The sequence below is a fragment of the Pseudarcicella hirudinis genome (genome assembly GCF_900115665.1).
Lineage (GTDB): Bacteria > Bacteroidota > Bacteroidia > Cytophagales > Spirosomataceae > Pseudarcicella > Pseudarcicella hirudinis.
Window position 1 is genome coordinate 22,358 of the sequence record NZ_FOXH01000017.1, and the last position, 26,328, is coordinate 48,685.

Here is a 26,328-nt window from a genome sequence, read left to right on the forward strand (position 1 = left end):
AGTGACTTTAGAAGATTTACGCAAACAGATTGATTCTTTGGATGATCAGTTACTGAACATTCTCAACCAAAGAATGGAGGTTGTCAAACATGTTGGGGAACTCAAAAAAACAACCAACACTGTTATTTATCGCCCTGAAAGAGAAAAACAAATTATTGACAGGCTGGCAGAGCTTAGCAAAGGCTTAATGAGTCGCTCGGCCATTGAAGCCATTTATCTTGAGGTTTTTGCCGTTTCGAGAAATCTGGAGCTTCCTGAGAGAATTGCCTATTTAGGACCTGAAGGAAGTTTTACGCATCAGGCTGCTGAAAGCAGATTTGGCGCAATGTCCGACTACCTGGCTTTACCCAGCATAAGATCGGTTTTTGAAAGTGTTGATACGGGCCGTGCCAGATTCGGGGTCGTGCCTATTGAAAATAACCAGGAAGGTATTGTGAAAGAAACAATCGACTTTCTGAATGAGTCAGATCTCAAAATTGTATCTGAAGTGGCGATTCCGGTACATTTTACTTTCGCAACAAAAGCTGAGAAACTTTCAGAGATTACAAGAATTTATTCAAAAGACATTGCTTTCGGACAATGTGAAAAGTTCCTGAATGATTATTTCGGAGGAAAAGACGAGGAGTTTTTCATTCAGGTTGATTCTACTTCCAAAGCGGCTAAATTAGCTGAACAGGATCCGAAAGCTGCTGCTATTTGTTCGCATATTGCAGCAAAGCTTTTTGGTGTACCTATTCTGTTTGACAATATTCAGGATTCCGCCCAGAACAGAACACGTTTCTTTATTATCGGTAAAGATTTTGTAAACCAGAGAAGCGGAAATGATAAAACCACGATCATCGTAAAACTTACTGATGACGGAAAACCGGGAACCCTGGTTAGATTTTTGCAGGACTTTGAAAGTCAGGGCATTAATTTAATTAAAATTGAAAGCCGCCCGGCTAAAGAGGGAGATAAATTCCATTTCTGGTTTCTGATGGAATTTGATGGTTATTTCATGGACGAAAATGTCCGGACCATTATGGAAAAACATGCCGGAGATATTAAATGGTTAGGAAGTTATGTAAAAACTATTTAACCGAAACCTGATTAAAAAGAGCGGGCTGATTCTGTGTCAAAACAAAATCAGCCCGCTCTTTTTGCAGCTCTTTTACTTAATTAAGAATTTCCTTAATGAGCTCTTTATCTTTATTGATTTGTTCTTTCAGTGCCTCCAATCCATTGAATTTCTGCTCATTTCTCACTTTCTGAACAAATTCAATGGTCAGGTTTTCTCCGTAAATATCCTGGTTGAAATCAAAAATATTTACTTCAATGGTTTGAAAAGTACCATCTACAGTCGGACGGTTACCAATGTTCAGCATTCCTCCGAAAGACTGCTCATTATAAATTACTTTTACTGCATAAACCCCATCTGCAGGAATTAACTTGGAAATTTCCCTTACCTGCACATTCGCAGTAGGGAAACCAATTGTTCTTCCCAATTGCTTACCCTTCACTACCAGTCCTGAAATGGCATATTTCCTTCCTAAAAAATGTTCCGCAGTCCTGACATCTCCCTCGCTGAGAGCCTTTCTGATTTTAGAAGAACTGACACCTACATTTTCAATGTCCTGACGGGAAATCTCCTCGATTTTGAATCCGTATTTACCTGCGTTTTTTTCCAGGTACTCAAATCCTCCTTCACGATTTCTTCCAAATCTGTGGTCATATCCGATAACCAGCTTTTTAGTACCGATACTGTCTATCAGAATTTTCTGGATAAATTCTTCTGAAGTAAGCTCCGAAAACTCTCTGGTAAAAGGAATAATAAGTAAATGATTTACCCCGTTCTGTTCAAGCAGTGCTATTTTCTCTTCCAGGGTAGAAAGTAATTTAACAGTCTGTGCTTCTGAGGCAATCACCGAACGCGGATGCGGGTAAAAGGTAATAACAACCGATTCACCACCATTCTGATCTGCTACTTCTTTAAGACGCTTAAGTATTTTCTGGTGCCCCAGGTGAACTCCGTCAAAAGTTCCGCTGGTAACTACCGCATTCTCTAATTTTTGAAATTCCTGAATTCCGTGTGATACAATCATTATCTGTATTTCTACTCTTTTCAAAAGAGTGATTTTCCGTAAAATTAACAAATTTAAGCAAAGATCGGCACGAAAAGGCCAACCTGCTACACTTTTCTGGCCTCCACAAACTGCTCTACCGTCAATGCATTTTTCACATGAAATTCTCCGATTCTTTCTCTTCTCAATACTTTTAAATATGCTCCCGAATTAAGAGAAAGGCCAAAATCACGCACCAGACTGCGGATATAAGTACCTTTGGTACAAACGATTTTAAAGTCTATCTCCGGAAACCTCTCAGTATTTATTTCAAATGCTCTGATTTCAACTTCTCTTGATTTTATTTCAACATCAGCTTCTGTAAGTCCTTTTCTGGCCATTTCATACAATCGCTTTCCTCCTACTGAAACAGCCGAATAAATCGGCGGAATCTGGGTAATTACACCCGAAAGTTTCGCTATCGCCTCATTCAGTTCTGTTTCAGTGATATGGTCTATCGGATACTCAGCATCAAATTCCGTTTCCAGATCAATAGATGGTGTTGTTTTACCCAATACCAGTATACCTGAATATTCCTTTTCCTGAGCCTGATAGCTATCTATCTGCTTAGTCATTTTTCCGGTGCAAAGTATAAGAAGGCCTGTGGCCAAAGGATCAAGTGTTCCTGCATGGCCTATTTTCTTAAATTTTCCGGCAAATTTCAACTTTTTCACCACATCAAAAGATGTCCATCTCAGGGGTTTATCAATTAAAATCACTTCTCCCGGATCCTGAACGGGCTGATTCTTTTCCTCTGCCATACAACTAAAAAATCTGTTTTTCCAAAAATGAAAACCTCACAGGTTATAAAACCAGTGAGGTTGAAAATGTATTAAAAACCCCGGATTTCTCTCAGAAAATTACGGGAATTGAAACCTTATTTCAGACTTACTTTCATAGTTTAAACTGTGTTCAACTTTCAAAAGTTTCCTGATCTTTTAGCGCTAAACTATTTCCAGTTTAAAGCCACTTACCAAAAGAATTAAAATGATAATTCCTACGACGATTCTGTAAATACCAAAAACCTTAAAACCGTATTTGGTAAGAAAATCGATAAAGAATTTTATCGCAAGCATGGCTACAATAAAGGCTACTACATTACCAACTGCCAGCAATTGAATCTGCTCTCCGGTAAGGCTTCCTCCGTCTTTGTAAAAATCCAGCAATTTCTTTGCTGTTGCAGCAAACATAGTCGGGACAGCCAGGAAAAATGAAAATTCAGCGGCCGCTTTTCTGCTCAGTTTCTGGCTCATTCCTCCTACAATTGTGGCACCGGAACGGGAAACACCAGGAATCATGGCGATACATTGAAAGAAACCTATTTTTAAAGCCGTCAGAAAGTCAATCTCATCAGAATCATCTATTCTTACCTTTTTAAACCAGCCATCTACAAACAGCAGTAAAATTCCTCCTACCAGCAAGGAGATCGCTACTCCCACCGGACTTTCAAGGAGAGCATCAATTTTATCACTGAAAAGCACGCCGAAAATGGCAGCAGGAATAAAAGCGACAACCAGTTTTATATAAAAGCTGATCGAACGGAAAAATCTCCTGAAATAAAGTACAACTACCGAAAGTATGGCACCTAGCTGAATAGCAACTGTGAAGAGTTTTACAAACGGATCAGAGGCAATGCCTGCAAAAGAGGAATATAAAATCATATGACCTGTTGAAGAAATCGGTAAAAACTCAGTAATTCCTTCAATGATCGCTAGGATAATGGCTTGAATAAAGTTCATTAACTTATACAGAAATAAAAGTAGTGTGATAGATTTTCAGAAATTCAGGTCAAATGTAGAAACCAAATTTCAATAATTACTCACTTTTCTTCAGAATAGCAAAAAACTCAAAAACAAACCCGCCCATTACTACGATTGGTCCTAATGTTAGCCCCAAAAATCCAAAACCAAATTCTTCTTTATCAAGTGTCATAATAAAAAAGCCGACAAATATTATCGCAATTCCGATAAGCATCATGGTATAATTGCTCTTGCCAAATGGAAGTTTCTGTTTCTCAGACATGTTTGAAAATTTAATATTAAATATTTTTAAAAGAATCAATGTTATAACTTAATCAGTGAAGATCATCCAACGACAATCTCAGGTAGCGATCTACAGACTGGAATGTACTTACCACTCCGATTAAAAGTCCTAAAATCAATACCACACCTGTGAGCATCAGCATTTTTACGGGTTCCTGCAAAACAGCCAGTTCCGCAACTTTATACACGGCAAACTGTTGGGAAGCAAAAAGTAAAGCACAGGCAATAAATCCACTTATCAGTCCTTGAATGGCACCTTTTATGACAAATGGTTTTCTGATAAATCCATTTGTAGCTCCAACCAATTGCATACTTCTGATCAGCATTCTTTGTGAATAAAGTGAAAGTTTGATCGTGTTATTAACCAGAATTATGATGATAAATAACAGAAGTCCTACAAAAACCGAAAGGACCATATATATCTTGGAAATGTTTCTGTTTACTTCATCCACGAAATTTTCAACATATCCCACTTCATGAACTCCTGAAATTTTCTCAAGTTGGTTTTTGATATTTTTCAGGTTTTTTTCCGAAAAGTATTCTTCTTTCACTTTCACAGAATACAAATCATGCAGGGGGTTATTATTTCCCAGAAGTTTCCTGAAATCTTCTCCCGACTCCTTGATAAAATCCCGGGCAGCCACCTCTTTGGAGGTAAAATTAATCTGGGGAGAATTATTCTCAACCAGTACAAAATCGTTTTTGGCAACCTGTTTAAAAATCGAATCCAGTTTCGCAGAAGTCAGTCCATTTTCAAGATATACCTGGATCTCAACATTTTGCTTCACAAGTCCCGTCAATTTTCGGGCATTGAGCGTTAATAAGCCGCAAAGTCCGATTAGAAAAAGTGCAATCGTGAGACTCACGATAACCATTCCATTGGGCGAATTGCCAAGTCTTTTAGGTTTTGCCATTTTATCCGGTTTTCGAAGAAGATAAGTCGCCAATATGGCTGTAAGCGGTTATTGACTGATGCAAAAATACGATTTTATTTAAATTTTTATCGGAAAGGACATAAAATGCTAAACCATTTAACGCTTTTTAACAAAAAAGACACGTTACATAACGTGCCTTTCATCTTTTAATTTCTTCTTTCGAGTTCATCCCGGATTTTTGCTGCTTTTTCATACTCCTCATTTTCCAGTGCTTCTTTCAGCATCTTATTTAATTCATCTACCGGATTTTCTTTTAAAGCTTCGCTTAAAGACTTAGGCGGAACCAGATCTTCTTCAAATTCATCATTGGTTTCCTGGGTCTCAGCAGTTTCATTAATTGAAATTCCTGCTTCCGACAATACACTTTCATAGGTATAAATCGGTACATTAAATCTTAATCCTATGGCTATGGCATCTGACGGACGGGCATCTATTGAGGTATCCTTTAAGCCATCAGAACAGTGAATTTTAGCAAAAAAGACTCCTTCCCTGATATCAGTAATTACAATTTCAGTAATTGTATAATGGAATGTTTTGGCAAATGATTTAAATAAATCATGTGTCATCGGACGGTTAGGCTCAATTTTTTCAATTTCAATTGCTATAGCCTGCGCTTCAAACATCCCGATGATAATAGGTAAACGACGATTACCATATTCTTCTCCTAAGACCAAAGCAAAAGATCCTGTTTGTGATGAACTTGGTGAAAGTCCCAGAATTTCTAATTTAATTTTCTCCACTTTTTGTTTTTTTCTTTTCCTGCAAAGATATAAACCTACTTTTTTTAAAAAAAGTTTTTATTCTTCCCTTCTAAAAAACTGTCAGAAATAAATGTTTTTGATAAACGGAGCAAAACTTTCAAAAATCAATGAATACCAGAAACAAATGACTGTCTCAGAAACCTGTTTCAGAAAATTTTATAACATTCTATGAAAAAAATATAAGCATAATCTCTGTAATTAATGCCGACCTTTGTATCCGGTAAATCAGTCTTATGAAAACGCTGTTTCTTCGCATATTGTCTCTTTTTATCGCAATTCAGGTACTTATAGCAAGTACAGGATTTGTAATAACAGAGCATATGTGCCGTATTTCGGGTGATACGACGTACTTGTTCTCTAAGCCTGAAACCTGTCATTCCAATCTGAAAGAGAAAAGCTGTAAAGCTGGTTTTAACCAGACAAAGTGTTGTCAGGATTTTTCGAGTTATGCCAGAATTTCCGTTAATTCTGCCAATAATTCTAATAATAAATTAATTCTCCAATCTCCGGATTTCCATGAAATTAAGGAATTATGTATCAATTCCCCTATTTATCTTTCTATAAATCATTATAATTCATCCCTTACTTCTCCCACCAATAAGATTCCGATTCTGGCTGGTAAAGATCTGCTGATCTTTATTCAGACCTTTTTGATTTAGCCGTAAAATTTAAACAGATCAGACAGTATTAAGCCTTTTTATTACTGTCGAAAGTGCTGTAATTCCATTACACCGGAATGCACATTTCTAATGTTTTAATTAACAGCAGCGTTTTTAAAATCCTGCTTATTATGATAAATCAACATGAAAAACTTGCTAATCATACTATGTTCTTTTTTGAGCATTACTACTGTATTTGCCCAGCATGAACACCATCATCAGCCCTCAAATGCTGAAAAGAAAACGGAATCAGCCATGCCGGAAGGGATGAAAATGCCCGGAGATTCTGCCGGAACAATGAAGCACGATCATTCAAAAATGATGATGCAAAAACCTGTAGACGAAAAAATGGTCTCTACCCTACCGCTTTCGAGACCTTTTGCTGAGAAATTCGTAAAACCTACCGGAAAAAGAGTAGAATATGATATTTATGTCAGCGAACAGGAGGTAAATTTCACCGGAAAAACCATAAAATCAGTAACCCTAAACGGTGGGATTCCCGGGCCGACTTTACAATTCACTGAGGGAGATATTGCAGTAATCAGAGTTCATAATCAACTCAACACAGAAACATCTATTCACTGGCATGGAATACTTCTTCCAAACCGACAGGACGGTGTTTCATACCTTAATACTCCTCCTATTCTGGCCGGAACAACCCATACTTTCGAATTTCCAATTGTACAGTCCGGGACCTACTGGTACCATTCTCATACTGCTTTTCAGGAACAGCGAGGTGTTTATGGCTCAATTGCTATTCAGCCTCAAAAAGTCAATCATCCTGTGGATAAAGATCTTGTCTTAGTTCTATCGGACTGGACAAATGAAAATCCTGACAATGTGCTGAGGAATCTGAAACGCAGGAATGAATGGTATTCTATCCGGAAAAACAATATCCAGAGTCTTGACAGAATCCTGAAAAATAAGGCTTTAGGAGCCTATCTGAAACAATCTTCCACCCGAATGCCCCCTATGGATATTTCAGATATTGCCTACGATGCCTTTCTGATAAACGGGAAAAAAACTGATAAAATCGAAGATTTAAAACCTGGGGAGAAAGTACGGTTAAGAGTAATTAATGCCTCAGCATCAACCTATTTCCATGTAACATATGCAGGAAATCCAATGACACTAATTGCCGCAGACGGCGTGGATGTACAACCCGTAAAAACCACTCACCGATTAATGGGAATGGCCGAAACCTACGATTTCCTGATTACAATTCCTGAAAACGATTCTTATGAGTTCCGGGCAACAGCACAGGACGGTTCCGGATTTGCTTCCGTTTTCCTTGGAAAAGGTAATAATGTACCTACTTCCAAAATCCCTGCACCTGATTTATACCGGATGACCAAAGCCATGAGCAATATGGATATGAAACACATGGATATGAACGAACATGAAGGGCATCAGATGAGCATGACTCATGAGCCTGCTGCTCCGGTCAATCATTCTATGAACCATGGTTTAGATTCATTAAATAATTCGGATTATGGTATACTGAAATCAACCGAAGCGATTGTGTTTCCAAAAGACCGGAAAGTACAGACGATTCCTTTAAAGCTTACCGGTGATATGCGAAGATATATCTGGGGATTTAATGGAAAACCTATGTCCGTTGAAGATAAAATTAAAATCCGGAGAGGAGAAGTTGTCCGGTTTACCCTGATTAATACCACCATGATGTACCACCCTATTCACCTTCACGGGCATTTTTTCAGGGTTTTGAACGGACAAGGTGAATATTCTCCTTTAAAACATACCATCAGCCTTGCTCCGATGGAAACCCAAACGATTGAGTTTCTCGCTGATGATGAAAAAGACTGGATGTTTCATTGCCATTTACTTTATCATATGGATAGCGGAATGGCCAGAGTAGTTAGCTACGAAGGTGATGAGCCGGATCCGGACATGGCAGAAAATCATCATAAACACCTCAAAACAATGAACGACAATAAGCTCTTCTTTTGGGGAACGGCCAATATTGGAGTAACCAGTAATTACCTTAATCTCACTTTGTCAAACAATAAAAACGCTTTTATCATAGGCGGGGATGCCAACTGGAAAGGAGATTATGAGTTTGATATTGATTATGAAAGATATCTAAGTCAATATTTCAGGGTTTTCGGCGGGCTAGATGCCGGAAATGAGTTGTTTTTGAGAAAATCAGAAATTGGAGTTGACAATAATGTCAGAATTATCCGGCCTGTAATCGGGTTTCGGTATCTGTTACCTTTCCTGATCGATTCTGAAGTAAAACTTGATGCCAAAGGAAATGTAAGATTTCAACTCTCTGGTCAGCAAAGATTAACCCGCAAGCTTGGATTAGAACTTGAATACCAATGGCTTATTCAGGGTTACACACGTGTGCACGTTGGGCTCGACTATGTCCTGACAAAAAATACTTCTCTTTTTACCAATTACGACACCCGTTACAACACTTTTGGCGGCGGTCTGTCATTTAAATTCTAATTTTAACATAAACCCCGATTTACAAACATGAAAACGTTAAAAATTGCAGCCTCGATAGTATTTATTTCTTTATCAAATCTGGCTTTCAGTCAACATGATCACCATGCTTCCGCTCATCAAAAAGCAGAAACTCAGCGTGAAATCAAAGATTTGGGGAAAGTGGACAATGCTGTCAGAGAACAGATTGACAAGGCTTTACAATCTTACTTTGAAGTAAAAAATGCCTTGGTTGCAACTGATGGTAAACTGGCCAAACAAAAAGCAAAAGCATTAAGTCAATTATTGAAGTCCATCGAAAGCAGTAAACTGAATGCGGAACAGCAGCAGGTATATGCAAAACTAAGTAAAGAGCTGGCTTTTGATGCAGAGCATATCAGTGAAACTGAGGACGTGGCACATCAGAAAGACCATTTTGCAGATCTTTCCAAAAACATGTTCCAATTGGTCAAAGTTTTTAAGGCAAATGCAAGCCCGGTTTATTATGATTACTGTCCGATGGCATTTAATAACAAAGGAGGCTATTGGGTAAGTGAGCAGAAAGAAATTGCCAATCCCTATTTCGGAAACAAAATGCTGAAATGCGGTTCTGTAAAGGAGGCGTTGTAGAATACATTCTGTAAGAAAACAAAGAAGGCTGTCTCTAATGCATAGGACAGCCTTCTTTGTTGATTTCCTTATTATTGTCTTCTATATAGTTTTTAGATTCGTTGACTGTAAATCAACGATTGTTGCCTCAATACTTATTTAAACAATATTAACTCCCATATATACCATCAAAAAAAGTATCTACAAATCCTAAAATCTTATTTAAGATTCGTCCACTGGTTTCTTGAGATTCTGATAGTTTGGGTCTTCCTTCTAATCGAAGTGCTAAAATATCTTTTTTTAAAGGTTTACGCTCGGTAAAAAGATAATTATCGATTAAACTTTTTGTTTGTTCTTCGTAAAGATTCTCAGTTTTAACCAATTCTTGCAATGCATTTTCCTGTTCTATATTCCAGAATTTTTCAAATTCATCAGGAATTGTATCAGTATCTTTAATTTGTGGCAGACTTTCCTGAATAAATTTCTCAATTAATTCTCTTTTACTTCTTAATGAAACTTCTGTGTTCAATAAATTGAAAATCTCTTTTTCAATACTTTCTTTATCTTTCTCACTGTGTTTTGATTTGAATTTAATCAGTAACTGAAGAATGTAAGTAACATTGATAGTATCACGTCGTATCAATTCCAACTCAAAATCTATATCGTTCAGAATAGATGTTTTCTGCACATCACTTTTAAGGTTAATCGAATCTTTTAAATCTTGATATTTGCTGCTATATCCATCGAACAAATCTTTATCTATTTTCAAATCATCCCAGGTAAATTCGGTATAATGGCTCATTTTTTTTTGTAAGCGCATTAAAGCACGAAAAGCTAAGATAAACTCCAATTGGTCTTCTTCTGTGTATAAACCATCTACATCCTCTACTTTTGAAACTATTTCTAATAACTTTTGTGTTGCTTCATTGAATTTTTCTACATAGACTTCATAAGGCTCTACAATAATTTCATCAATGGCTTCTTTGTTACTGAACAATGCAATTGCTTCGTCTGTTTTATCTTTCAGATTTCGAAAGCACACAATATTTCCCTGTGTCTTATTCTTATCTAAAATGCGATTAGTTCTACTAAAAGCTTGTATCAGTCCATGATATTGCAGATTTTTATCAACATACAACGTATTCAGAAACTTACTATCAAATCCCGTCAAAAACATATTGGCGACCAAAAGAATATCGGTCTCGTTTTGCTTAGATTTTTTTGCTACAGCATTGTAATAATTATAAAAACCTTCTGTGTCTTTAATATTTTGCTTTTCACCAAATAAGTTATTGAAATCCTCTACATAATTTTCTAATAATTCTCTGCGATGGGGTTTATATCCGTATTCTATCTGAGGTTCAGCCGCCATATTAAGCTGAGGTATAATCTGTTCTTCTATTTCATCTTCGTTTTGAGCGAAGCTGAAAATTGTAGTTATTTTCAGATTATGTTCACCATTTAATTTCTTTCGTCTGAAGATTTCATAGTATTGAATAATAGAATCTATATCCTGTGTGCACATCATTGCACAGAATTTTTTGTTCTGGGTTTTTGAGTTGTGGTATTGAATGATGTAATCTACAATAGCTTCTTTCCGTTCCGGTGCTTCAAAGACTTCCAATTCATTGATTTGTTCTACTTCCAAATCAATAATATGTTCTTTTTTCCTGAAAGTTTGTATATATTCTACTGAGAATTTCAGTACGTTTTCATCTCGAATAGCATCTGTTATCACATATTTATGCAGGCATTTTCCAAAAAGACTTGTTGTTGTTTTTTCACCATTTGCATTTTCAGCTAAAATCGGTGTACCTGTGAAGCCAAACAATTGAATATTATTGAAATATTTAACAATATTGCTATGAGTTTCGCCAAACTGTGAGCGATGGCATTCATCAAAAATAAAGACCATTCGTTCGTCTTGAATAGCTTTCATTTTAAACAAATTCCTGCCTGAAATAGCATTGTTCAGTTTTTGAATAGTAGTAACGATGATCCGAACGCTTGGATCTGTGAATTTTCTGATAAGGTCATCTGTATTGGTAGCTGAACTTACAGAACCTTTACTAAATTTATCATACTCCTGATTGGTCTGATAATCCAGGTCCTTTCTATCTACTACAAAAACCACCTTTTTTATAGCTGGAATTCTGGATAAAATCTGGCTTGCTTTAAAACTGGTTAAAGTTTTTCCACTTCCTGTTGTATGCCAGATATAACCGTTTTTTTCGACGTTATACCCGTTCAAAATTTCATTTTCTTTTACCTTTTTGATAATACTCTCTACCGCATAGTATTGATAAGGACGAAGTACCATCAGGCGTTTGTCAGTTTCGTTGAGCACAATGTATTTGCATATCATTTTGCTTACGTGACATGGCTCTAAAAATGCATCTGTAAAATCATTCAGAATATTGCTTAGCTGATTATTCTGTTCGTCCGTCCAATGAAAAGTTTGAAGATACTCCTGTTTATGCGTACCGAAATTACTGAAGTATTTGGTATTGACGCCATTACTGATAACGAACAATTGTACAAAGTGAAACAGTCCTTGTCCTGCTCCGAAACTGTGCTTTTGATAACGATTAATCTGATTAAAAGCTTCTTTCATTTCCAAGCCTCTTCGCTTCAGTTCTATTTGAACTAATGGTAGTCCATTAATCAAAAGCGTAACATCATAACGATTTTCATATTTCCCCTGCTGTGTAATCTGATTGGTTACCTGATATTCATTCTGACACCAATGTTCCACATTCAGCAATTCAAAATATAGATTGTCTCCATTATCTCTGATAATATGATGCTTCTTTTCCCGCAATACTTTGGCTTTCTCAAATACAGAACCTTTATTGATGATGTTTAATACTTTTTCAAATTCACTATTGCTAAATTGTACATTATTGTGTTTTTCCAGTTGCGTTTTAAGGTTTATTAATAGCGCTGTTTCATTAGCTATGGTAACATATTTATAACCCAGTTTTTGTAATTGGACAATAAGTTGCTCTTCTAGAATTTGTTCAGATTGCTTGCTCAAAGTGATTATGAATTAGGAGTTAATGGTGTTAGTTTTATTTACAAACAAATGTAACAAAATAAAGTATTCTTATTTCATTTCTCCTAATTCATAATTCAGAACTTATCTCAACGCCTTAAACATCTGTTCAATAGCTTTCTTTTTCTGCTCCATGTTCGGGTGAACGTAGAGGTTTAGTGTGGTACTGATATTAGAATGACCCAACAATACACTCACCGTTTTGTAATCGCAATTACTTTCAATACATCGGGTTGCGAAGCTATGCCTTAATCCATGGAATTTAAGATCGGGCATATTGAGCTCTTTCATCAGATTTTTATAATAACTGCGGTAGGTCCGTGGCTCAGTGGGTTTGGCATCATTTGTTAAAACAAAGAATGAGGCATTAACAATCTTTTTAAAGGGTTTGAGTATTCTTAGTAAATCTTTGCTTATCGGAATTTCACGAATAGAGTTTTTAGTTTTAGGCGTATCCAGAATGAGTTCGGTTTTTTTATTTCCATCTTCTATAACATATATACGTTGAATTGTTCTGTTAACGTTGATAATACCGTTATCAGTATCGATGTCTTCCCATGTCAGGGCACATACCTCCCCTATACGCATCCCAGCACTTAAACAAATGTAAACGCCTAAATTTCTAAACGTAAAATGTTCCTGTATATAGTTCATTATTCTTTTCTGATCAGCTCGAGTAAGCACTTCTATATTATGCTTTTCACGTTCGGTTGGAAACTGTATATCAAAAGGTGTATAATCGAGCCATTTATGTTTTGCACCGAATTTTAGAATCATTTTCAGCACAATTAAAATGTCTTTAATGGTCTTATGGCTTAAACCTGTTCCCAGTTTTTCGAATACAAAGCTTTGTACATCAGCTTCATCAATTGAATATTTGTCCCCAAAGGTTGGCAGTAAATGATTTTCAATCAAGAGCATATAAGCCGAAAAGCTTGATTTTTTTACATACTGTTTTTTGTCTGTTTTCCATAGACCAATTACTTCTGAAAGCTGTTTTTTGTTCATTTTATCTTAATTAAAGTTGTAAAGGCGCAAAGGAAAACAATTAAGGATATTTCATCTGCAGCATAGAGGATTTAAAGTCATTAATCCTAATGTCCCTAATTTACGATTTAAAGGGTTTGAGGAGGAGTGGGAAAGTAAAAGGTTGGGAGAGGTATGTGAGATAAACCCTAAAAATGAAAGCTTATCCAACTTATTTATCTATATAGATTTAGAAAGTGTAGCTAATGGACGTTTACTAAAAGAAGATTATATTTATAAGGATGAAGCTCCAAGTAGAGCCCAAAGAGTATTAGTAAGAAATGATATTTTGTTCCAAATGGTTAGACCGTATCAAAAAAACAATCTGTTTTTTGATAAAGAAGGAGAATATGTAGCATCAACAGGATATGCACAAATTAGAACAAATCAGAATTCTCAGTTTATTTTCCAACACTTACACAATCAGAAATTTGTTGATAAGGTTATTGAAAGATGTACAGGAACGAGTTACCCTGCCATAAACTCAACAGATTTAGGAAATATTCAAATACATTATCCAAATCTTGGCGAACAACAAAAAATAGCATCATTCCTATCACTAATTGATGAGAGGATAACAACCCAAAACAAAATAATTGAACAATTAGAAACCTTAATTAAAGGGCTATGTCAAGAATTATTTAATGAAAAGAAAAATAGTAGTTGGTCAAAACATTACTTAAAAGATATAATAATCGAAAGAAAGGAATTAAACAAAGCAAGTTATTCTGTGCATTCCGTTTCAGTAAGTAAAGGAGTTATCAACCAAATTGAATATTTGGGAAGAGCTTTTGCCTCAAAAGATACTTCAAATTATAATGTAGTGCATTATGGTGATATTGTTTACACCAAAAGCCCTACTGGAGAATTTCCATACGGGATTATAAAGCAAAGTTTTATAAAGGAAATGGTTGCTGTTTCGCCACTATATGGAGTTTATAAACCTAAAAGCTTCTATTTAGCTAATATTTTACATTACTATTTTTCCAATCCAGTAAACACAAATAATTATCTCCATAGCTTAATTCAGAAGGGAGCTAAAAATACTATAAATATAACCAATCAGAATTTTTTGAATAAAGAAATCTATTTACCCTCAGATGAAAATCAAATAAAAACAATTTCTTTATTGTTGAATAGTATAGCTCAAAAAAGTAGTACAGAGCAAGGTGTCCTGAACAAATTAATTCAGCAGAAAAAGTTTTTATTACAAAATCTTTTTGTTTAAAATTTGCCGTTACCAGCAAGAAAATGATATTTTTCATTTCTTGCTGGTAAGCTTTTTAAATAAACATTTGCTGTAAGAGGTATTTTTTTTGCTTTTCAAGCAGTTCTAAGATTTGTTTTTCGGTTTGGATTTTTTGGTCAATTGAAGAAAGAAAATTAGCAATTTTTGTTTGTTCTTCTAAACAAGGAGTTACAATTTCGATTTTTTCAATCTCTGACTTACTAATTTCAGGAAATGTAGAACCGTTTACTCGTTTTTCCAATTCGTACTTATTCACTTTTAGCCAATTGAAAAGAAATACGTTGTTATAGTTTTTTTTAACAACTAAAGATTGAAATCCTTGATTCGTAGCACATTCTTCAAGTGAGATTGCTACTTCGCCTATTGTAGCCCTTGTTGTTAAAAGAATTGTCCCTTTTGGCAAAAGTTTTGCAGAGGAGTTTTTTAATCCTGATATAGAAATAGTTCTTTCGCTTTTAGAAACAAAGTTTGATTTTATTTCAGTTGGTGTAAACCATTGTATGTCTCCATTCCAATATTCAATTTTATTTGTTTCTGGCGTCCCTCCTCCAATTATTGTACATACGTCTTGTAGGTTCTTACATTCCCATTCTTGAAAATCATTTCCAACATCATCTTTAAACCTCAATTGCTGTGAAAATATCTTTTTGGCAACAGTAGTTTTTAGTACGTTCAGCTCTCCAATTATTTTGTTTTGGGTTGTTATCCTCTCATCAATTAGTGATAGGAATGATGCTATTTTTTGTTGCTCAGGAATTTTCGGGAAATTAATTTCAATTCCTTTAATAATTCCAGCACTTAAGTTTTCTTGACCTCCTTGATTGCTTAAATCTCTTATCTCATCATATCTTTTTGTTAAATTTTGAAAAGCAAAAAGAGGATTGAGAATATTTTTATTAGTTGTTATCGCCCCACAGGCTTGATTTGTTGTTGCTTCTATATTTAACATTGCAACTTTACCTCTAGTTTTCCCTTGTCCATACATTGCTATCAGCAAAGTTCCTTGCGAAAATAGTTTCGCTGATGAATTATCAAGACCTTCTTCTGTTATATATTCATCTACTTTATTAATAAAGTTAAAATTTATTAAACCTGTAGATACCCAAGGAATACTACCATTCCAATATGATGCAATAGCTCTATTTGGTGTTCCTCCAGAAGAAACAGTTGCTACCTCCCCCAACTTCTTACTTTCCCACTCCTCCTCAAACCCTTTAAATCGTAAATTAGGGACATTACCTACTTTTAATTTTTCATTCTCCATCTTGCTCATTTAAATTTCGTTAGTAAAAACATTAAGGATATAAAAAATTAAAAAACAAGTCCTAATTCCTTGAAATATACATCGATTTCAATATCTAATTGAGCTCTTTTGCACTCCAAAGATTTGATTTCCTGCATCACTGCTTGAATGTCAATTTCGTCCTGTTCTTCAAATGTATCTACATAACGGGGAATGTTGAGGTTATAATCATTCTCTGCTACTTCTTCTAGCGTAGCTAAATGACTATATTTTTCAATCACTGTTCTGTTACGATAGGTATCCACAATCTTATCAATGTGTTCCTCTAGCAACATATTTTGATTTTTTACTTTTTCAAATTCCCTGCTGGCATCAATAAATAAAATATGGTCTGGGTCTTCCTTACATTTTTTAAATACTAAAATACAAGTTGGAATACTGGTGCCGTAAAAGATATTGGCAGGTAAACCAATGACAGCATCCAAATAATTTTTCTGTTCGATAAGATACCTGCGAATGTGTAATTCTGCCGCTCCTCTGAACAAGACCCCATGAGGTAATACAATCGCCATAGTACCATTCTCTGCCAGATGGTAAATCATATGCTGTACAAATGCAAAATCTGCTTTACTTGCCGGTGCTAATTTGCCATACTGACTAAAGCGGTCATCATTCAGGAATAAAGGATTTGCACTCCAATTGGCTGAAAACGGGGGATTTGCCACAATAGCCTCAAAAGGCATATCATTCAAATGTTGCGGATGTTCCAGGGTATCTTCCTGCTTGATGTCAAATTTGAGGTAATGTACTCCGTGGAGAATCATATTCATCCGGGCAAGATTGTACGTAGTACGATTCATTTCCTGTCCATAGAAATTGTTGACATCTTTTACCTCTCGGGCTACGCGAAGCAATAATGAACCCGACCCACAGGTAGGATCATAGACTGATTTTAGTCTGTTTTTACCTGTAGTAACAATTTTTGCCAGTATTTTAGAAACTTCCTGAGGCGTGTAGAACTCTCCGGCTTTTTTGCCTGCACCACTAGCAAACTGGCCAATCAGGTATTCATAAGCATCCCCCAATACATCAAGCTCAGTATGTTCTAGTTTGAAATCTATTTCGTTGAGGTGTACTAATACTTTTGCAATAATAGCATTTCGTGCCTCCGCTGATTTACCCAATTTTGTACTATTTAGATCCATGTCCTCAAAAAGGTTGTCAAAGTCTTCTTCACTTTGGGTACCCATTGTACTTAATTGGATATTAGTCAAGATTTTTTGTAAATCTTCTAATATAAAGGTATTAGAATCACTATTCCCTCGTTTAGCGATTTCACTAAACAGTTCTGAAGGTTTTAGAAAGTACCCTAATGTTTCAAGAAGGTCTTCTCTGATTACTTCAATAAACTCTTCGCCTTCAGGTGTATTCTCTTGTATATCTCTGAATTGAATATTGTCTTTTTCCAAAATGAAATTGGCTTCAATTTCCATTTTTTCAGACAAATATTTATAAAAAATAAATCCCAAAATATAATCCCGGAATTCATCAGCATTCATTTTTCCTCGTAGTGTGTTAGCTATATTCCAGAGCTGTTGCTCTAATATTTTCTTTTGTTGTTCAGACATTTTAAATAAGTGTTATTTGGATTAGGGATTTTAAATCCCTAAGAATCGACTAAAATAGTAAACTTTTAGCTTCTAAACATTATACTTAGTATAAAAATGGCGCATAACCAATTAATTGCTATTATTCATTCACTGAAAACATTGGATGAATAATTTCTACCTAACTACGAGCCGTTCCATACTGTTTGACTCTCATAGTCGACACAAGTAATGTTTGTTAATATTCCACAAACAGCTCAATTATTCATAAAAAATGCCCCCATAAGTATCTAACTTATGGAGGCGATGAAAGAGATAGCCTTATATTTTAAACAATGTCTATTATTTCGAAGCCTCAATAGCTTTGGTTAATTTAGGTAAAACATCAAATACATCTCCGACAATACCATAGTCAGCTGCTTTGAAAAACGGTGCTTCCGGGTCTTTATTAATTACCACAATTACTTTTGAGGAGTTCACTCCGGCAAGGTGTTGAATCGCCCCGGAAATACCACAGGCGATATATAAATTCGGAGAAACCTTGATTCCGGTTTGTCCTACGTGCTCATGATGAGGTCTCCAGTCTAAATCGGAAACCGGTTTTGAACAAGCAGTTGCAGCCCCTAAAGCTTTCGCCAGATCTTCCACAATTCCCCAGTTTTCTGGGCCTTTCAGGCCTCTTCCTGCGGAAACTACGATATCAGCTTCCGGCAAAGAAACTGTTCCGGAGGCTTTATGTGTTCCGGTAATTTTCACTGTAAAATCAGCTTCAGAAACCTCAGGAGTAAATACTTCAATCTGCGCTGAATCAGCAGTTTCTACCGGAGAAACTGCATTTTTCTTGATCGCCAGAATTTTCTTGTCGCTCAGCATTTCTACCACGGCAAATGCCTTTCCGGTATAAATACTTCTTTTTACTTTAAAACCAGAGGATAAATCAGGTAATTCGGTAATATTTGAAACAATAGAAGCTTTCAGTTTTCCGGCTACTCTGGCAGCTACAGCATCTCCCAGGGAAGATTTCGCTAAAACAATAACAGAGGCACTCTCCTTTTCTACCGCAGCAGACAACACTGAAGCATAAGCCTGAATGTTAGCCTGATCCAGTTTAGAATCATTGGCGTGTAATACTTTTTTAGCTCCAAAATTTCCGGCTTTCGATAATTCGGAATCAGAGGAAGCACCAATGGCAAGAACCGTGGCTGAGGTTCCCTGCGCTTTAGCAACTTCAGAGCCATAAAAAACTGCTTCAAGCGATGATTTTTTAATCGCTCCGTTGTCTAATTCTACAAATATTAAAACACTCATTTTATGTCGGATTTAAGTGCTAAAGCCGGATAAGATCTGTTGAATATGCTTTCCGGTTTCAGCAAAAGATTAATTGAAAATTTCAGGAACAGATCGTTTTAAAGAACTTTTGCTTCGTTTTTCAAAAGGTCAACAAGTTTCTCTACCTCATCTGCTGCAATCATTTTAACTGCACCTTTAGGTGCCGGAAGTTCAAATTTCCGCGTTACGGTTAAATCATCACCTGTCGGCTCAACTACTTTCAAAGGCTTTGTTCTGGCCGTCATAATCCCTCTCATATTCGGGATTTTCCATTCTGCAATTGGCTCCTGGCAACCTAAAACCAATGGCAGGGTGGCCTCAATATCTTCTTTTCCTCCTTCTATTTCACGGGTAATTCTGGCTGTTTTTCCGTCAATATCAAGCTTCATAACCGGAGAAAGTGATGGTATTCCCAACATTTCACCTACCAGACCATGAACCACTCCTCCATTGAAATCAATTGATTCTCTTCCCATTAAAATCAAATCGTAATTTTCCTGACTTGCGATAGCAGCGATTTGCTGTGCAACAAAATAGGAATCTGTCGGCTCACAGTTAACTCTGATCGCATCATCTGCGCCGATTGCCAGACATTTACGAATTACCTGCTCAGAATCCGCCTCCCCAACATTTAATACGGTTACAGTTCCACCGGATTGCTCTTTCAGTTCAACCGCTCTGGAAAGTGCATAGTCATCATAAGGACCGCAAATGTATGTTACACCAGCTTTATTAAACTTTGTATCTGAATCCGTAAACGAGATTTTGGCTGTCGTGTCCGGAACATTGGTGATGCAAACTAAAATTTTCATCTGTTTATAATTTGAGTTTATTTGCTTTTGAAAACTAAAAATACCTTTGAAAAATCAAGTTTAACCTTGTTTTCTTAATAAGCATGATATTTTTAGCAATATTAACAAAAAAAACAAAATAGTATGCAAGCATACTAAATTTATTTTCTTCAATTGATTATTTTGTAACCACATAGGCACATAGGACACATAGAGAGATGGAGCCGGAATGTCTGCTTTGGCCATACTCTTTTGTAACCACATAGGCATATAGGGCACATAGGGAAATGGAGTCGCAATGTCTGTTTTGGCCATACTCTTTTGTAACCACATAGGCACATAGAGCACATAGGAAGATGGAGTTGCAAGGTCTGTTTTGGCCATACTCTTTTGTAACCACATAGACACATAGGGCACATAGTGAAGATGGAGCCGGAATGTCTGCTTTGTTCACACTCTTTTGTAACCACATAGGCACATAGGACACATAGGGAGATGGAGCCGGAATGTCTGTTTTGGCCATACTCCTTTTCTCTCACAATCTTTTATCAATCATTTCCCTTTGTCTTTATTCATTTATCTTTGTTCTTTTGTTTAAAATCTTACTTCTCAGGTCTTGCTTTGCAGGTCCTGTATTTTTTAATAATGAACAACGACAGACTATCTCATTTATTGGCTTTTTTTGAAGAGGACCCTGATGATCCTTTCAACATTTATGCGCTGGCTACAGAATATTTAAAATCAGATCTTACTAAATCCAGAGTGTTGTTTGAGAATCTTCTTCAAAATCATCCGGATTATCTGGCAACTTATTATCATGCTGCCCAATTGTATTTTGACCTGGAAGAAATGGAACTGGCAAAAACAACTTATCTGAAAGGAATAGAAACAGCGACGATACAAAAAAAAGATAAAGCTTTAAAAGAATTGAAAGGAGCTTATCAACTGTTTCTGGATGAATTGACGGAAGATTAAAGAAGCATTAAAAGAACAAAAGATGCCCAGTCTTCGGAAAAACATCTTTTGTTCAGACAATGTATTATAAAATGACTATTATTTATCCGGAATTATGAACTGATCAGTTCTTTAATAATCAAAGTAAGGGCAGGTTCTGCTTTTGCTGCATTTGCGATAATTTGTGACAATTCTGCTTTTTCCAAAGTTTCAGGAATACATAAGTCAGTTATTACCGAAACTCCAAAACATGCCATTTCCATTTGACGGGCAATGATAATTTCAGGAATAGTTGACATTCCTACGGCATCTGCTCCCAGATTTCTCAACAGTCTGTATTCTGCTTTAGTTTCCAGTTGCGGGCCTGAAACCATTACATACACACCTTTACGGATTTTAATTCCTTTTGAAGAAGCGATTTTATCAGCTTTTCTGATCATTTCAGGGTCATAAACTTCCGACATATCCGGAAAACGATCTCCCATCTGATCAATGTTTCTTCCGGTAAGGGGATTTTCCGGCATAAAAAGGCTGATATGGTCCTCAATTATCATTAAATCGCTTACCTGGAAGTCAGGATTTAACCCGCCTGAAGCATTTGATACAATTAGTTTTTCAATTCCCAGCTTTTTCATTACTCTTACCGGAAAAGTTACCTGCTTCATACTGTAACCTTCGTAGAAATGAAATCTGCCCTGCATGCAAACTACATTTTTCCCTGCTATTGTTCCTAAAATCAATTTCCCTTTATGTGTTTCCACAGTAGAAACCGGAAAATGAGGAATTTCTTCATAAGGAATTTCATGATGTATTTCTATTTCATTGACCAAAGCTCCTAATCCGGTACCTAAAATCACTCCGTATTCCGGTAAAAAATCCGGCAGCTGATTTTGAATAAATTTGGTCGTTTCAATGATTTGATGGTAGTACATAATAGCTTTTTATTAAAAGATGTATTGTTTCTGAATTTCTGTTTCAAAACCCTTTAGTACTTAAGAAACTGAGGAAGAAAGTGATAAAGCCATGTTCTTTCCTGCAACAAATCCGGTGGTCCAGGCCGCCTGAAAGTTAAAACCTCCTGTAACGGCATCAATGTCAACTACTTCTCCGGCGAAATACAAGCCTGAAATCAGTTTGCTTTCCATTGTCTGAGGATTAATCTCATTCAGGTCTATTCCGCCACAGGTGACAAACTCTTCTTTAAAGGTACTTTTACCATTTACATTATGCTGGCAATTAATCAGATTTTCGGTCAGTTTGTTACCTTGCTTATTCGAAATATCAATCCATCGCAGATTATCTTCAATCTCAGATACGGAACATAATAATTTCCAAAGTCTGGATGGCAGATTAAATAATGGATTCGAGGCAATTAACTTTTTCGGATGATCTTTTTTAACCTGTGCTATTGTTTCTTTTGCTTCATTCTCAGAAGTCTCTCCCAGCCAGTTAATTAACAGGGAAAATTTATAGTCCATTTCAGCCAACTCCCGTGCTGCCCAGGCTGAAAGTTTAAGAATCGCCGGGCCTGAAAATCCCCAGTGGGTAATTAATAATGCTCCCGACTGTGACAACTTTCTGCCTGCAATCCTTGCAGTGGCCTCCGGCACGCTTACTCCGGCCAGCTGAACAAATACGGAACCGGGCACATTGAAAGTAAACAAAGACGGAACAGGAGATAAAATACCATGTCCGAGACTGCTAAGCCAGTCATATCCGCTCGCCTGAGGATTTCCGCCCGTGGTAATGAGCACATTATCTGCGCTTAATTTTTCTCCGGACAAAAGTTCCAGTCCTGTTACTTTACCTTCTGCAATAATCAGGCTTTTTACTCCGGCAGAAGTCTGTACCCTTATTTTCAGTTTTCTGGTTTGTTCTTCCAGACAGGAAGCAATTGTTTCAGAATGATCCGTAACTGGAAACATTCGTCCGTCAGCCTCTTCTTTTAATTTAACGCCAAGATTTTCAAACCATTGCACGGTATCTTCTGCATTAAACTGATTAAAAAGCGGTCTCAGAAAATTCCCTCCTCTGGGATAGAATTTTGCCAGTTTCTTATTGTCAAAACAAGCATGTGTAACATTACAACGTCCCCCTCCTGAGATCCTTACTTTGTTTAAAACCGTTCTGTTTTTTTCCAGAATAGTTACTTCAGCTTCCGGAAAATAATTACCTGCTGAAATAGCACCGAAAAAACCGGCCGCTCCTCCTCCTACCACAACTATGCGTTTTTGACTCATATGAGTAAACAATCTTTGTTTTTTAAAACTTTGTAAAGAATTGATTGCCAATCCCATCTACATTCAAAGGCTTATTTATCTCATTCTTACCCTTAATTTATAAACCCTGAACCCTGTTTTTTGCGTAGTTTTGTAAACGGACGCATATTAAAAACCGGGATTAGCACAATTAATTTGCAAAGATGCGAGTTCTGACTGAAACATGCGAAAACTTAAATTTTTTCCTCAACCTTATTCTTTGTCAAAAACCAAATTACCTGATAAACAACATGAGGTTTCCGGATATGATTCTGATAATTCATATTAGTTTAATGTAATGTTGATAAATAACACGCAGTAAGTAATCCGACCTGATGAGTAAAATCAAATTTCTGATATTTTTAATTTTCCTGGGCATTTTTCTCTATTATCTGGGAAAATCAAATCCTTTGAACAGTTTTAAAAAAGATGTTTCAAAAATCTTTAATCATAAAAAATCAAACAATGCAGAACCTTGGACCAGAGCAGGCCGGGGTGATACAATTGCGGTAGATGACAAAACCCGGACAGAAGAATCAGTAGCGACAGATGAGAAGGGGAATAAAGAAGAAAGTTCTCTTTTTGACATATTTAAATCTAAAGATAAAGACGAACCCGGAGAGGTCGCCTCTGATGATAATTCACTGGAACAATTTATTCCGGTTTCTTCTACCAATAAAGAAATCGTCAGACATAAAGCCTATATTCTGAATTATTGTGAAGAATATGAGCAGGCATCCTGGGTTTTACATAAGCTGGTAAAAGAGGCAGCATTCGGACGTGAATTGCGTTCTAACGAATTTATGCCTGATCCTTTGGTTGAATCAGGTTCAGCTATTCCTCAGGATTATTCAAGATCAGGATATGACAGAGGTCATTTGTGCCCGGCCGGAGATTTCAGACATGATAAGGTTTTACAGGATGAAACTTTTTATATGTCAAATATGAGTCCGCAGGTACCGGATTTTAACCGTGGCATCTGGAGCGATATTGAAAACAAAATCAGGAGCTGGGTTAAAAGGAGACAAAACCTGATTGTGGTTACGGGTCCTGTTTTGAAACAAGGTTTACCAAGCATAGGCAGAAGAAATCAGGTAGCAGTTCCTGAACAGTATTATAAAATAGTTTATGATCCGGCAAAAGAACAGGCCATTGCCTTCCTGATTGCCAATCAACCTTCATTTGAACTGATTAAGTCGTTCACTGTTAGCATTGATGAAATCGAGAAATTGACAAAAATTGATTTTTTTGCCAAATTACCTGATAGTTTAGAAAAGAAAATTGAAACTCAGAATAATACAGACGATTGGTTTTGAGTAAATACCTTGCAAAATGACCTATTCCGGAGAAGCTGTTCCCAAGTTAAGTGTTTTAATTCCAACCTATAATCATGAAAAGTTTATAGCACAAACCCTTGACGGAGTTTTGATGCAGAAAACTGATTTTCCATTCGAGATTGTCATCGGAGATGATGCCTCTAAGGATGGAAATGCTGCAATTATTGCAAAATATGCTGAAAAACACCCTGAGATTTTCAGGGCTTTTTTACATCCGGAAAACCTTGGCCCTTCAAATCCCAGAGAATTAGGCGGGAAAAATAATGTAGCTTTTCTTTTTGAGAAATGCAGGGGGGAATACATTGCGCTTTGTGAAGGGGATGATTTCTGGACCGACCCGCTCAAACTTCAGAAACAGGTGGATTTCCTCTCGAAAAATCCTGAATATGCTCTTACACATCATCAGCTGGAAGTAATTTATGAGGATAATACACCTTCTCATCCTTTTAATACTCCTGAACAGGCTCTTAACTCCTCTCTGGAAGATTTGTTCAGGGATGAAACCTGGTTTTTAGGAACCGCCAGCACAGTTTTCAGAAACGTTTTTAAGAATGGGATGACAGATTGGTGGTGGAAATCTGCCAGTGGCGATCTGGGTATTTTTATTCAGGTAGCCAAAACCGGAAAAATCAGATTTATTCCCGAAACAATGGGTGCTTACCGGAAACATCAGGGAGGAATGACGAATATTCATACGCCCCGCAATTTATTCTTTCTTAAAAACCGAATGGAGATGTTTGAGGCCATTAATCTTGATTATGGTCCGATATATAGTGAAATAATTAACCGGACAGTACAGAAATATCAGAGGCTGATTCAGGAAATAGAGGAGCACCTTTCCTGAACAAAGCGAAAGATTTTACCGAATTATCAATAAAAAATGACTTTTCCGCATCAATGATGTAATTTTGCAAAATGGATTTGTCAATCGTAATTATCAACTACAAATGTGCTGATTTCACGCTTAATTGCTTAAAATCGGTATTCGAATTTACCAGGGGAATTTCTTTTGAGGTAATCGTGGTTGACAATGACTCGAAAGACGACAGTAAAAAACGGATAGTCGGCTCATATCCGCAGATTAAATGGATTGAAATGACCTGTAATGCAGGCTTTTCAAGGGCAAATAATGCCGGAATGAAGGAAGCTCAGGGCAGACATATTTTATTGCTTAATGCTGACACCCTGGTTTTTGATGATGTCATTTCGCGTTGCTTTCACAGATTGGAAACAAATCCGGATATTGCTGCCATCGGTGGGATTCAGCTTTACGAAGATAAATCTCCCATGCCTTTTTACAGAAGTTTTGCTGAAATCAGGCGAACTTTTTTCATTTTGCCCAATAAGCCGTTTTTTCAGCAGATATTACACAAAACCATTCCGGAAACACTTTATGCTGATCCAAATCAGGTTGACTGGCTTGTTGCCGCTTTTCTGATGGTAAAAGGAGAAACTATTGAAAAAGCCGGAAAAATGGATGAGGACTTCTTTCTTTACGGAGAAGATGTTGAATGGTCCGGAAGATTAGGAAAAGCAGGAAAACTCTGCTATTTCGATGACATCAGATTTATCCATCTCGAAAACAAAAATCCTTTCAGAAGAGAAAACATTTCCTGGGTAAATCGCTTTAGTGTTCAGATGCAGGTTTCTAATTTTCTGTGGGTGAGAAAACAATATGGCATTGCTGCCTACTTAGTACTTATCATTCATTATCTGACGCTTGCACCAATGTTTTTCATTTGGAAAATTATGGTAAATATTAAAAGTTTCAGGAATCCGTTTTTCCAGCTGGAAAACCAATTGATTTTTGCCCGGAAAACAAAAGTGATTTTAAAGTATTTCTTCAAAACTATCTTTAAAATGAAGTACTTTTATAAGATTTCTCCGCACGAAAACATAAAATAGGTTTGAAATATATTAAATCAG

At 36.4% G+C, this 26,328-nt stretch carries 24 protein-coding genes; 9 read left to right on the forward strand and 15 right to left on the reverse strand.

Annotation, left to right across the window (positions count from 1 at the left end; translation table 11 throughout):
• Position 1 precedes the first annotated feature (1 nt).
• On the forward strand, positions 2-1,078 hold the full coding sequence (pheA, locus tag BM179_RS21705; protein WP_092019281.1) for a prephenate dehydratase: 1,077 nt from the start codon (positions 2-4) through the stop codon (positions 1,076-1,078).
• Positions 1,079-1,154: 76 nt separating this feature from the next.
• On the opposite strand, the gene BM179_RS21710 is transcribed toward pheA, so the two are convergent.
• The 6 genes from BM179_RS21710 to BM179_RS21735 form a co-directional block, all read right to left on the reverse strand.
• Positions 1,155-2,081: a bifunctional riboflavin kinase/FAD synthetase gene (locus tag BM179_RS21710; RefSeq protein ID WP_092019282.1), complete on the reverse strand. Its 927-nt coding sequence runs from the start codon at positions 2,079-2,081 to the stop codon at positions 1,155-1,157.
• A gap of 86 nt (positions 2,082-2,167) precedes the next feature.
• Complete coding sequence (gene truB, locus BM179_RS21715) at positions 2,168-2,860, reverse strand: tRNA pseudouridine(55) synthase TruB (protein WP_092019283.1); 693 nt, start codon at positions 2,858-2,860, stop codon at positions 2,168-2,170.
• A 183-nt stretch (positions 2,861-3,043) separates the two neighbouring features.
• The gene (locus tag BM179_RS21720; RefSeq protein ID WP_092019284.1) at positions 3,044-3,838 is read right to left on the reverse strand and encodes an undecaprenyl-diphosphate phosphatase; all 795 of its coding nucleotides are present in this window, start codon (positions 3,836-3,838) and stop codon (positions 3,044-3,046) included.
• Between the two features lie 76 nt (positions 3,839-3,914).
• The gene (locus BM179_RS21725; RefSeq protein ID WP_092019285.1) at positions 3,915-4,121 is read right to left on the reverse strand and encodes a DUF3098 domain-containing protein; all 207 of its coding nucleotides are present in this window, start codon (positions 4,119-4,121) and stop codon (positions 3,915-3,917) included.
• Between the two features lie 52 nt (positions 4,122-4,173).
• A complete protein-coding gene (locus tag BM179_RS21730; protein WP_092019370.1) occupies positions 4,174-5,055 on the reverse strand; it encodes a cell division protein FtsX in 882 nt (293 codons plus the stop codon).
• A 167-nt stretch (positions 5,056-5,222) separates the two neighbouring features.
• Positions 5,223-5,816: a bifunctional nuclease family protein gene (locus BM179_RS21735; protein ID WP_092019286.1), complete on the reverse strand. Its 594-nt coding sequence runs from the start codon at positions 5,814-5,816 to the stop codon at positions 5,223-5,225.
• A gap of 254 nt (positions 5,817-6,070) precedes the next feature.
• On the opposite strand from BM179_RS21735, the gene BM179_RS21740 reads away from it, so the two are divergent.
• The 3 genes from BM179_RS21740 to BM179_RS21750 all read left to right on the forward strand — a co-directional run bounded on the left by BM179_RS21740 (position 6,071) and on the right by BM179_RS21750 (position 9,574).
• Complete coding sequence (locus BM179_RS21740; RefSeq protein WP_092019287.1) at positions 6,071-6,496, forward strand: HYC_CC_PP family protein; 426 nt, start codon at positions 6,071-6,073, stop codon at positions 6,494-6,496.
• A gap of 144 nt (positions 6,497-6,640) precedes the next feature.
• Positions 6,641-8,968: a multicopper oxidase domain-containing protein gene (locus tag BM179_RS21745; protein WP_092019288.1), complete on the forward strand. Its 2,328-nt coding sequence runs from the start codon at positions 6,641-6,643 to the stop codon at positions 8,966-8,968.
• A gap of 27 nt (positions 8,969-8,995) precedes the next feature.
• A complete protein-coding gene (locus BM179_RS21750; protein WP_092019289.1) occupies positions 8,996-9,574 on the forward strand; it encodes a DUF3347 domain-containing protein in 579 nt (192 codons plus the stop codon).
• Between the two features lie 148 nt (positions 9,575-9,722).
• Here the strand turns inward: BM179_RS21750 and BM179_RS21755 are convergent, their stop codons facing one another.
• Both BM179_RS21755 and BM179_RS21760 read right to left on the reverse strand, forming a co-directional pair.
• Positions 9,723-12,590 carry a type I restriction endonuclease subunit R gene (locus BM179_RS21755; protein WP_092019290.1) on the reverse strand — a complete coding sequence of 956 codons (2,868 nt, stop codon included), beginning with the start codon at positions 12,588-12,590 and terminating at the stop codon, positions 9,723-9,725.
• A gap of 102 nt (positions 12,591-12,692) precedes the next feature.
• The gene (locus BM179_RS21760; protein ID WP_092019291.1) at positions 12,693-13,616 is read right to left on the reverse strand and encodes a tyrosine-type recombinase/integrase; all 924 of its coding nucleotides are present in this window, start codon (positions 13,614-13,616) and stop codon (positions 12,693-12,695) included.
• A gap of 79 nt (positions 13,617-13,695) precedes the next feature.
• On the opposite strand from BM179_RS21760, the gene BM179_RS21765 reads away from it, so the two are divergent.
• Positions 13,696-14,862 carry a restriction endonuclease subunit S gene (locus tag BM179_RS21765; protein ID WP_262503438.1) on the forward strand — a complete coding sequence of 389 codons (1,167 nt, stop codon included), beginning with the start codon at positions 13,696-13,698 and terminating at the stop codon, positions 14,860-14,862.
• A gap of 55 nt (positions 14,863-14,917) precedes the next feature.
• On the opposite strand, the gene BM179_RS21770 is transcribed toward BM179_RS21765, so the two are convergent.
• The 5 genes from BM179_RS21770 to BM179_RS21790 form a co-directional block, all read right to left on the reverse strand.
• Positions 14,918-16,156 (reverse strand): restriction endonuclease subunit S, encoded by a 1,239-nt coding sequence (locus tag BM179_RS21770; protein ID WP_092019293.1) that lies wholly within the window; start codon positions 16,154-16,156, stop codon positions 14,918-14,920.
• A gap of 38 nt (positions 16,157-16,194) precedes the next feature.
• Positions 16,195-17,754, reverse strand: coding sequence for a type I restriction-modification system subunit M (locus BM179_RS21775; RefSeq protein ID WP_092019294.1), 1,560 nt, complete (start codon positions 17,752-17,754; stop codon positions 16,195-16,197).
• Positions 17,755-18,075: 321 nt separating this feature from the next.
• Entirely contained in the window at positions 18,076-19,041 is a 966-nt protein-coding gene (locus tag BM179_RS21780; protein ID WP_092019295.1) for an electron transfer flavoprotein subunit alpha/FixB family protein, read from the reverse strand.
• Between the two features lie 98 nt (positions 19,042-19,139).
• Positions 19,140-19,874, reverse strand: coding sequence for an electron transfer flavoprotein subunit beta/FixA family protein (locus BM179_RS21785; protein WP_092019296.1), 735 nt, complete (start codon positions 19,872-19,874; stop codon positions 19,140-19,142).
• Between the two features lie 60 nt (positions 19,875-19,934).
• The gene (locus tag BM179_RS21790; RefSeq protein WP_143095293.1) at positions 19,935-20,237 is read right to left on the reverse strand and encodes a hypothetical protein; all 303 of its coding nucleotides are present in this window, start codon (positions 20,235-20,237) and stop codon (positions 19,935-19,937) included.
• A gap of 261 nt (positions 20,238-20,498) precedes the next feature.
• Between BM179_RS21790 and BM179_RS21795 the strand changes: the two genes are divergently transcribed.
• A complete protein-coding gene (locus BM179_RS21795; RefSeq protein WP_092019298.1) occupies positions 20,499-20,828 on the forward strand; it encodes an enzyme of heme biosynthesis in 330 nt (109 codons plus the stop codon).
• A gap of 92 nt (positions 20,829-20,920) precedes the next feature.
• On the opposite strand, the gene BM179_RS21800 is transcribed toward BM179_RS21795, so the two are convergent.
• Together BM179_RS21800 and BM179_RS21805 are read right to left on the reverse strand one after the other, a co-directional pair.
• Positions 20,921-21,739 carry a purine-nucleoside phosphorylase gene (locus tag BM179_RS21800; protein ID WP_092019299.1) on the reverse strand — a complete coding sequence of 273 codons (819 nt, stop codon included), beginning with the start codon at positions 21,737-21,739 and terminating at the stop codon, positions 20,921-20,923.
• Positions 21,740-21,799: 60 nt separating this feature from the next.
• Complete coding sequence (locus tag BM179_RS21805) at positions 21,800-23,047, reverse strand: BaiN/RdsA family NAD(P)/FAD-dependent oxidoreductase (protein WP_092019371.1); 1,248 nt, start codon at positions 23,045-23,047, stop codon at positions 21,800-21,802.
• 353 nt (positions 23,048-23,400) lie between these two features.
• Between BM179_RS21805 and BM179_RS21810 the strand changes: the two genes are divergently transcribed.
• The 3 genes from BM179_RS21810 (at position 23,401) to BM179_RS21820 (ending at position 26,307) form a co-directional block, all read left to right on the forward strand.
• Entirely contained in the window at positions 23,401-24,381 is a 981-nt protein-coding gene (locus tag BM179_RS21810) for a DNA/RNA non-specific endonuclease (RefSeq protein WP_092019300.1), read from the forward strand.
• Positions 24,382-24,397: 16 nt separating this feature from the next.
• The gene (locus tag BM179_RS21815) at positions 24,398-25,246 is read left to right on the forward strand and encodes a glycosyltransferase family 2 protein (protein ID WP_092019301.1); all 849 of its coding nucleotides are present in this window, start codon (positions 24,398-24,400) and stop codon (positions 25,244-25,246) included.
• A gap of 71 nt (positions 25,247-25,317) precedes the next feature.
• Positions 25,318-26,307, forward strand: a complete 990-nt coding sequence (locus BM179_RS21820) for a glycosyltransferase family 2 protein (RefSeq protein WP_092019302.1) — start codon at positions 25,318-25,320, stop codon at positions 26,305-26,307.
• The last annotated feature ends 21 nt before the right edge of the window (positions 26,308-26,328 follow it).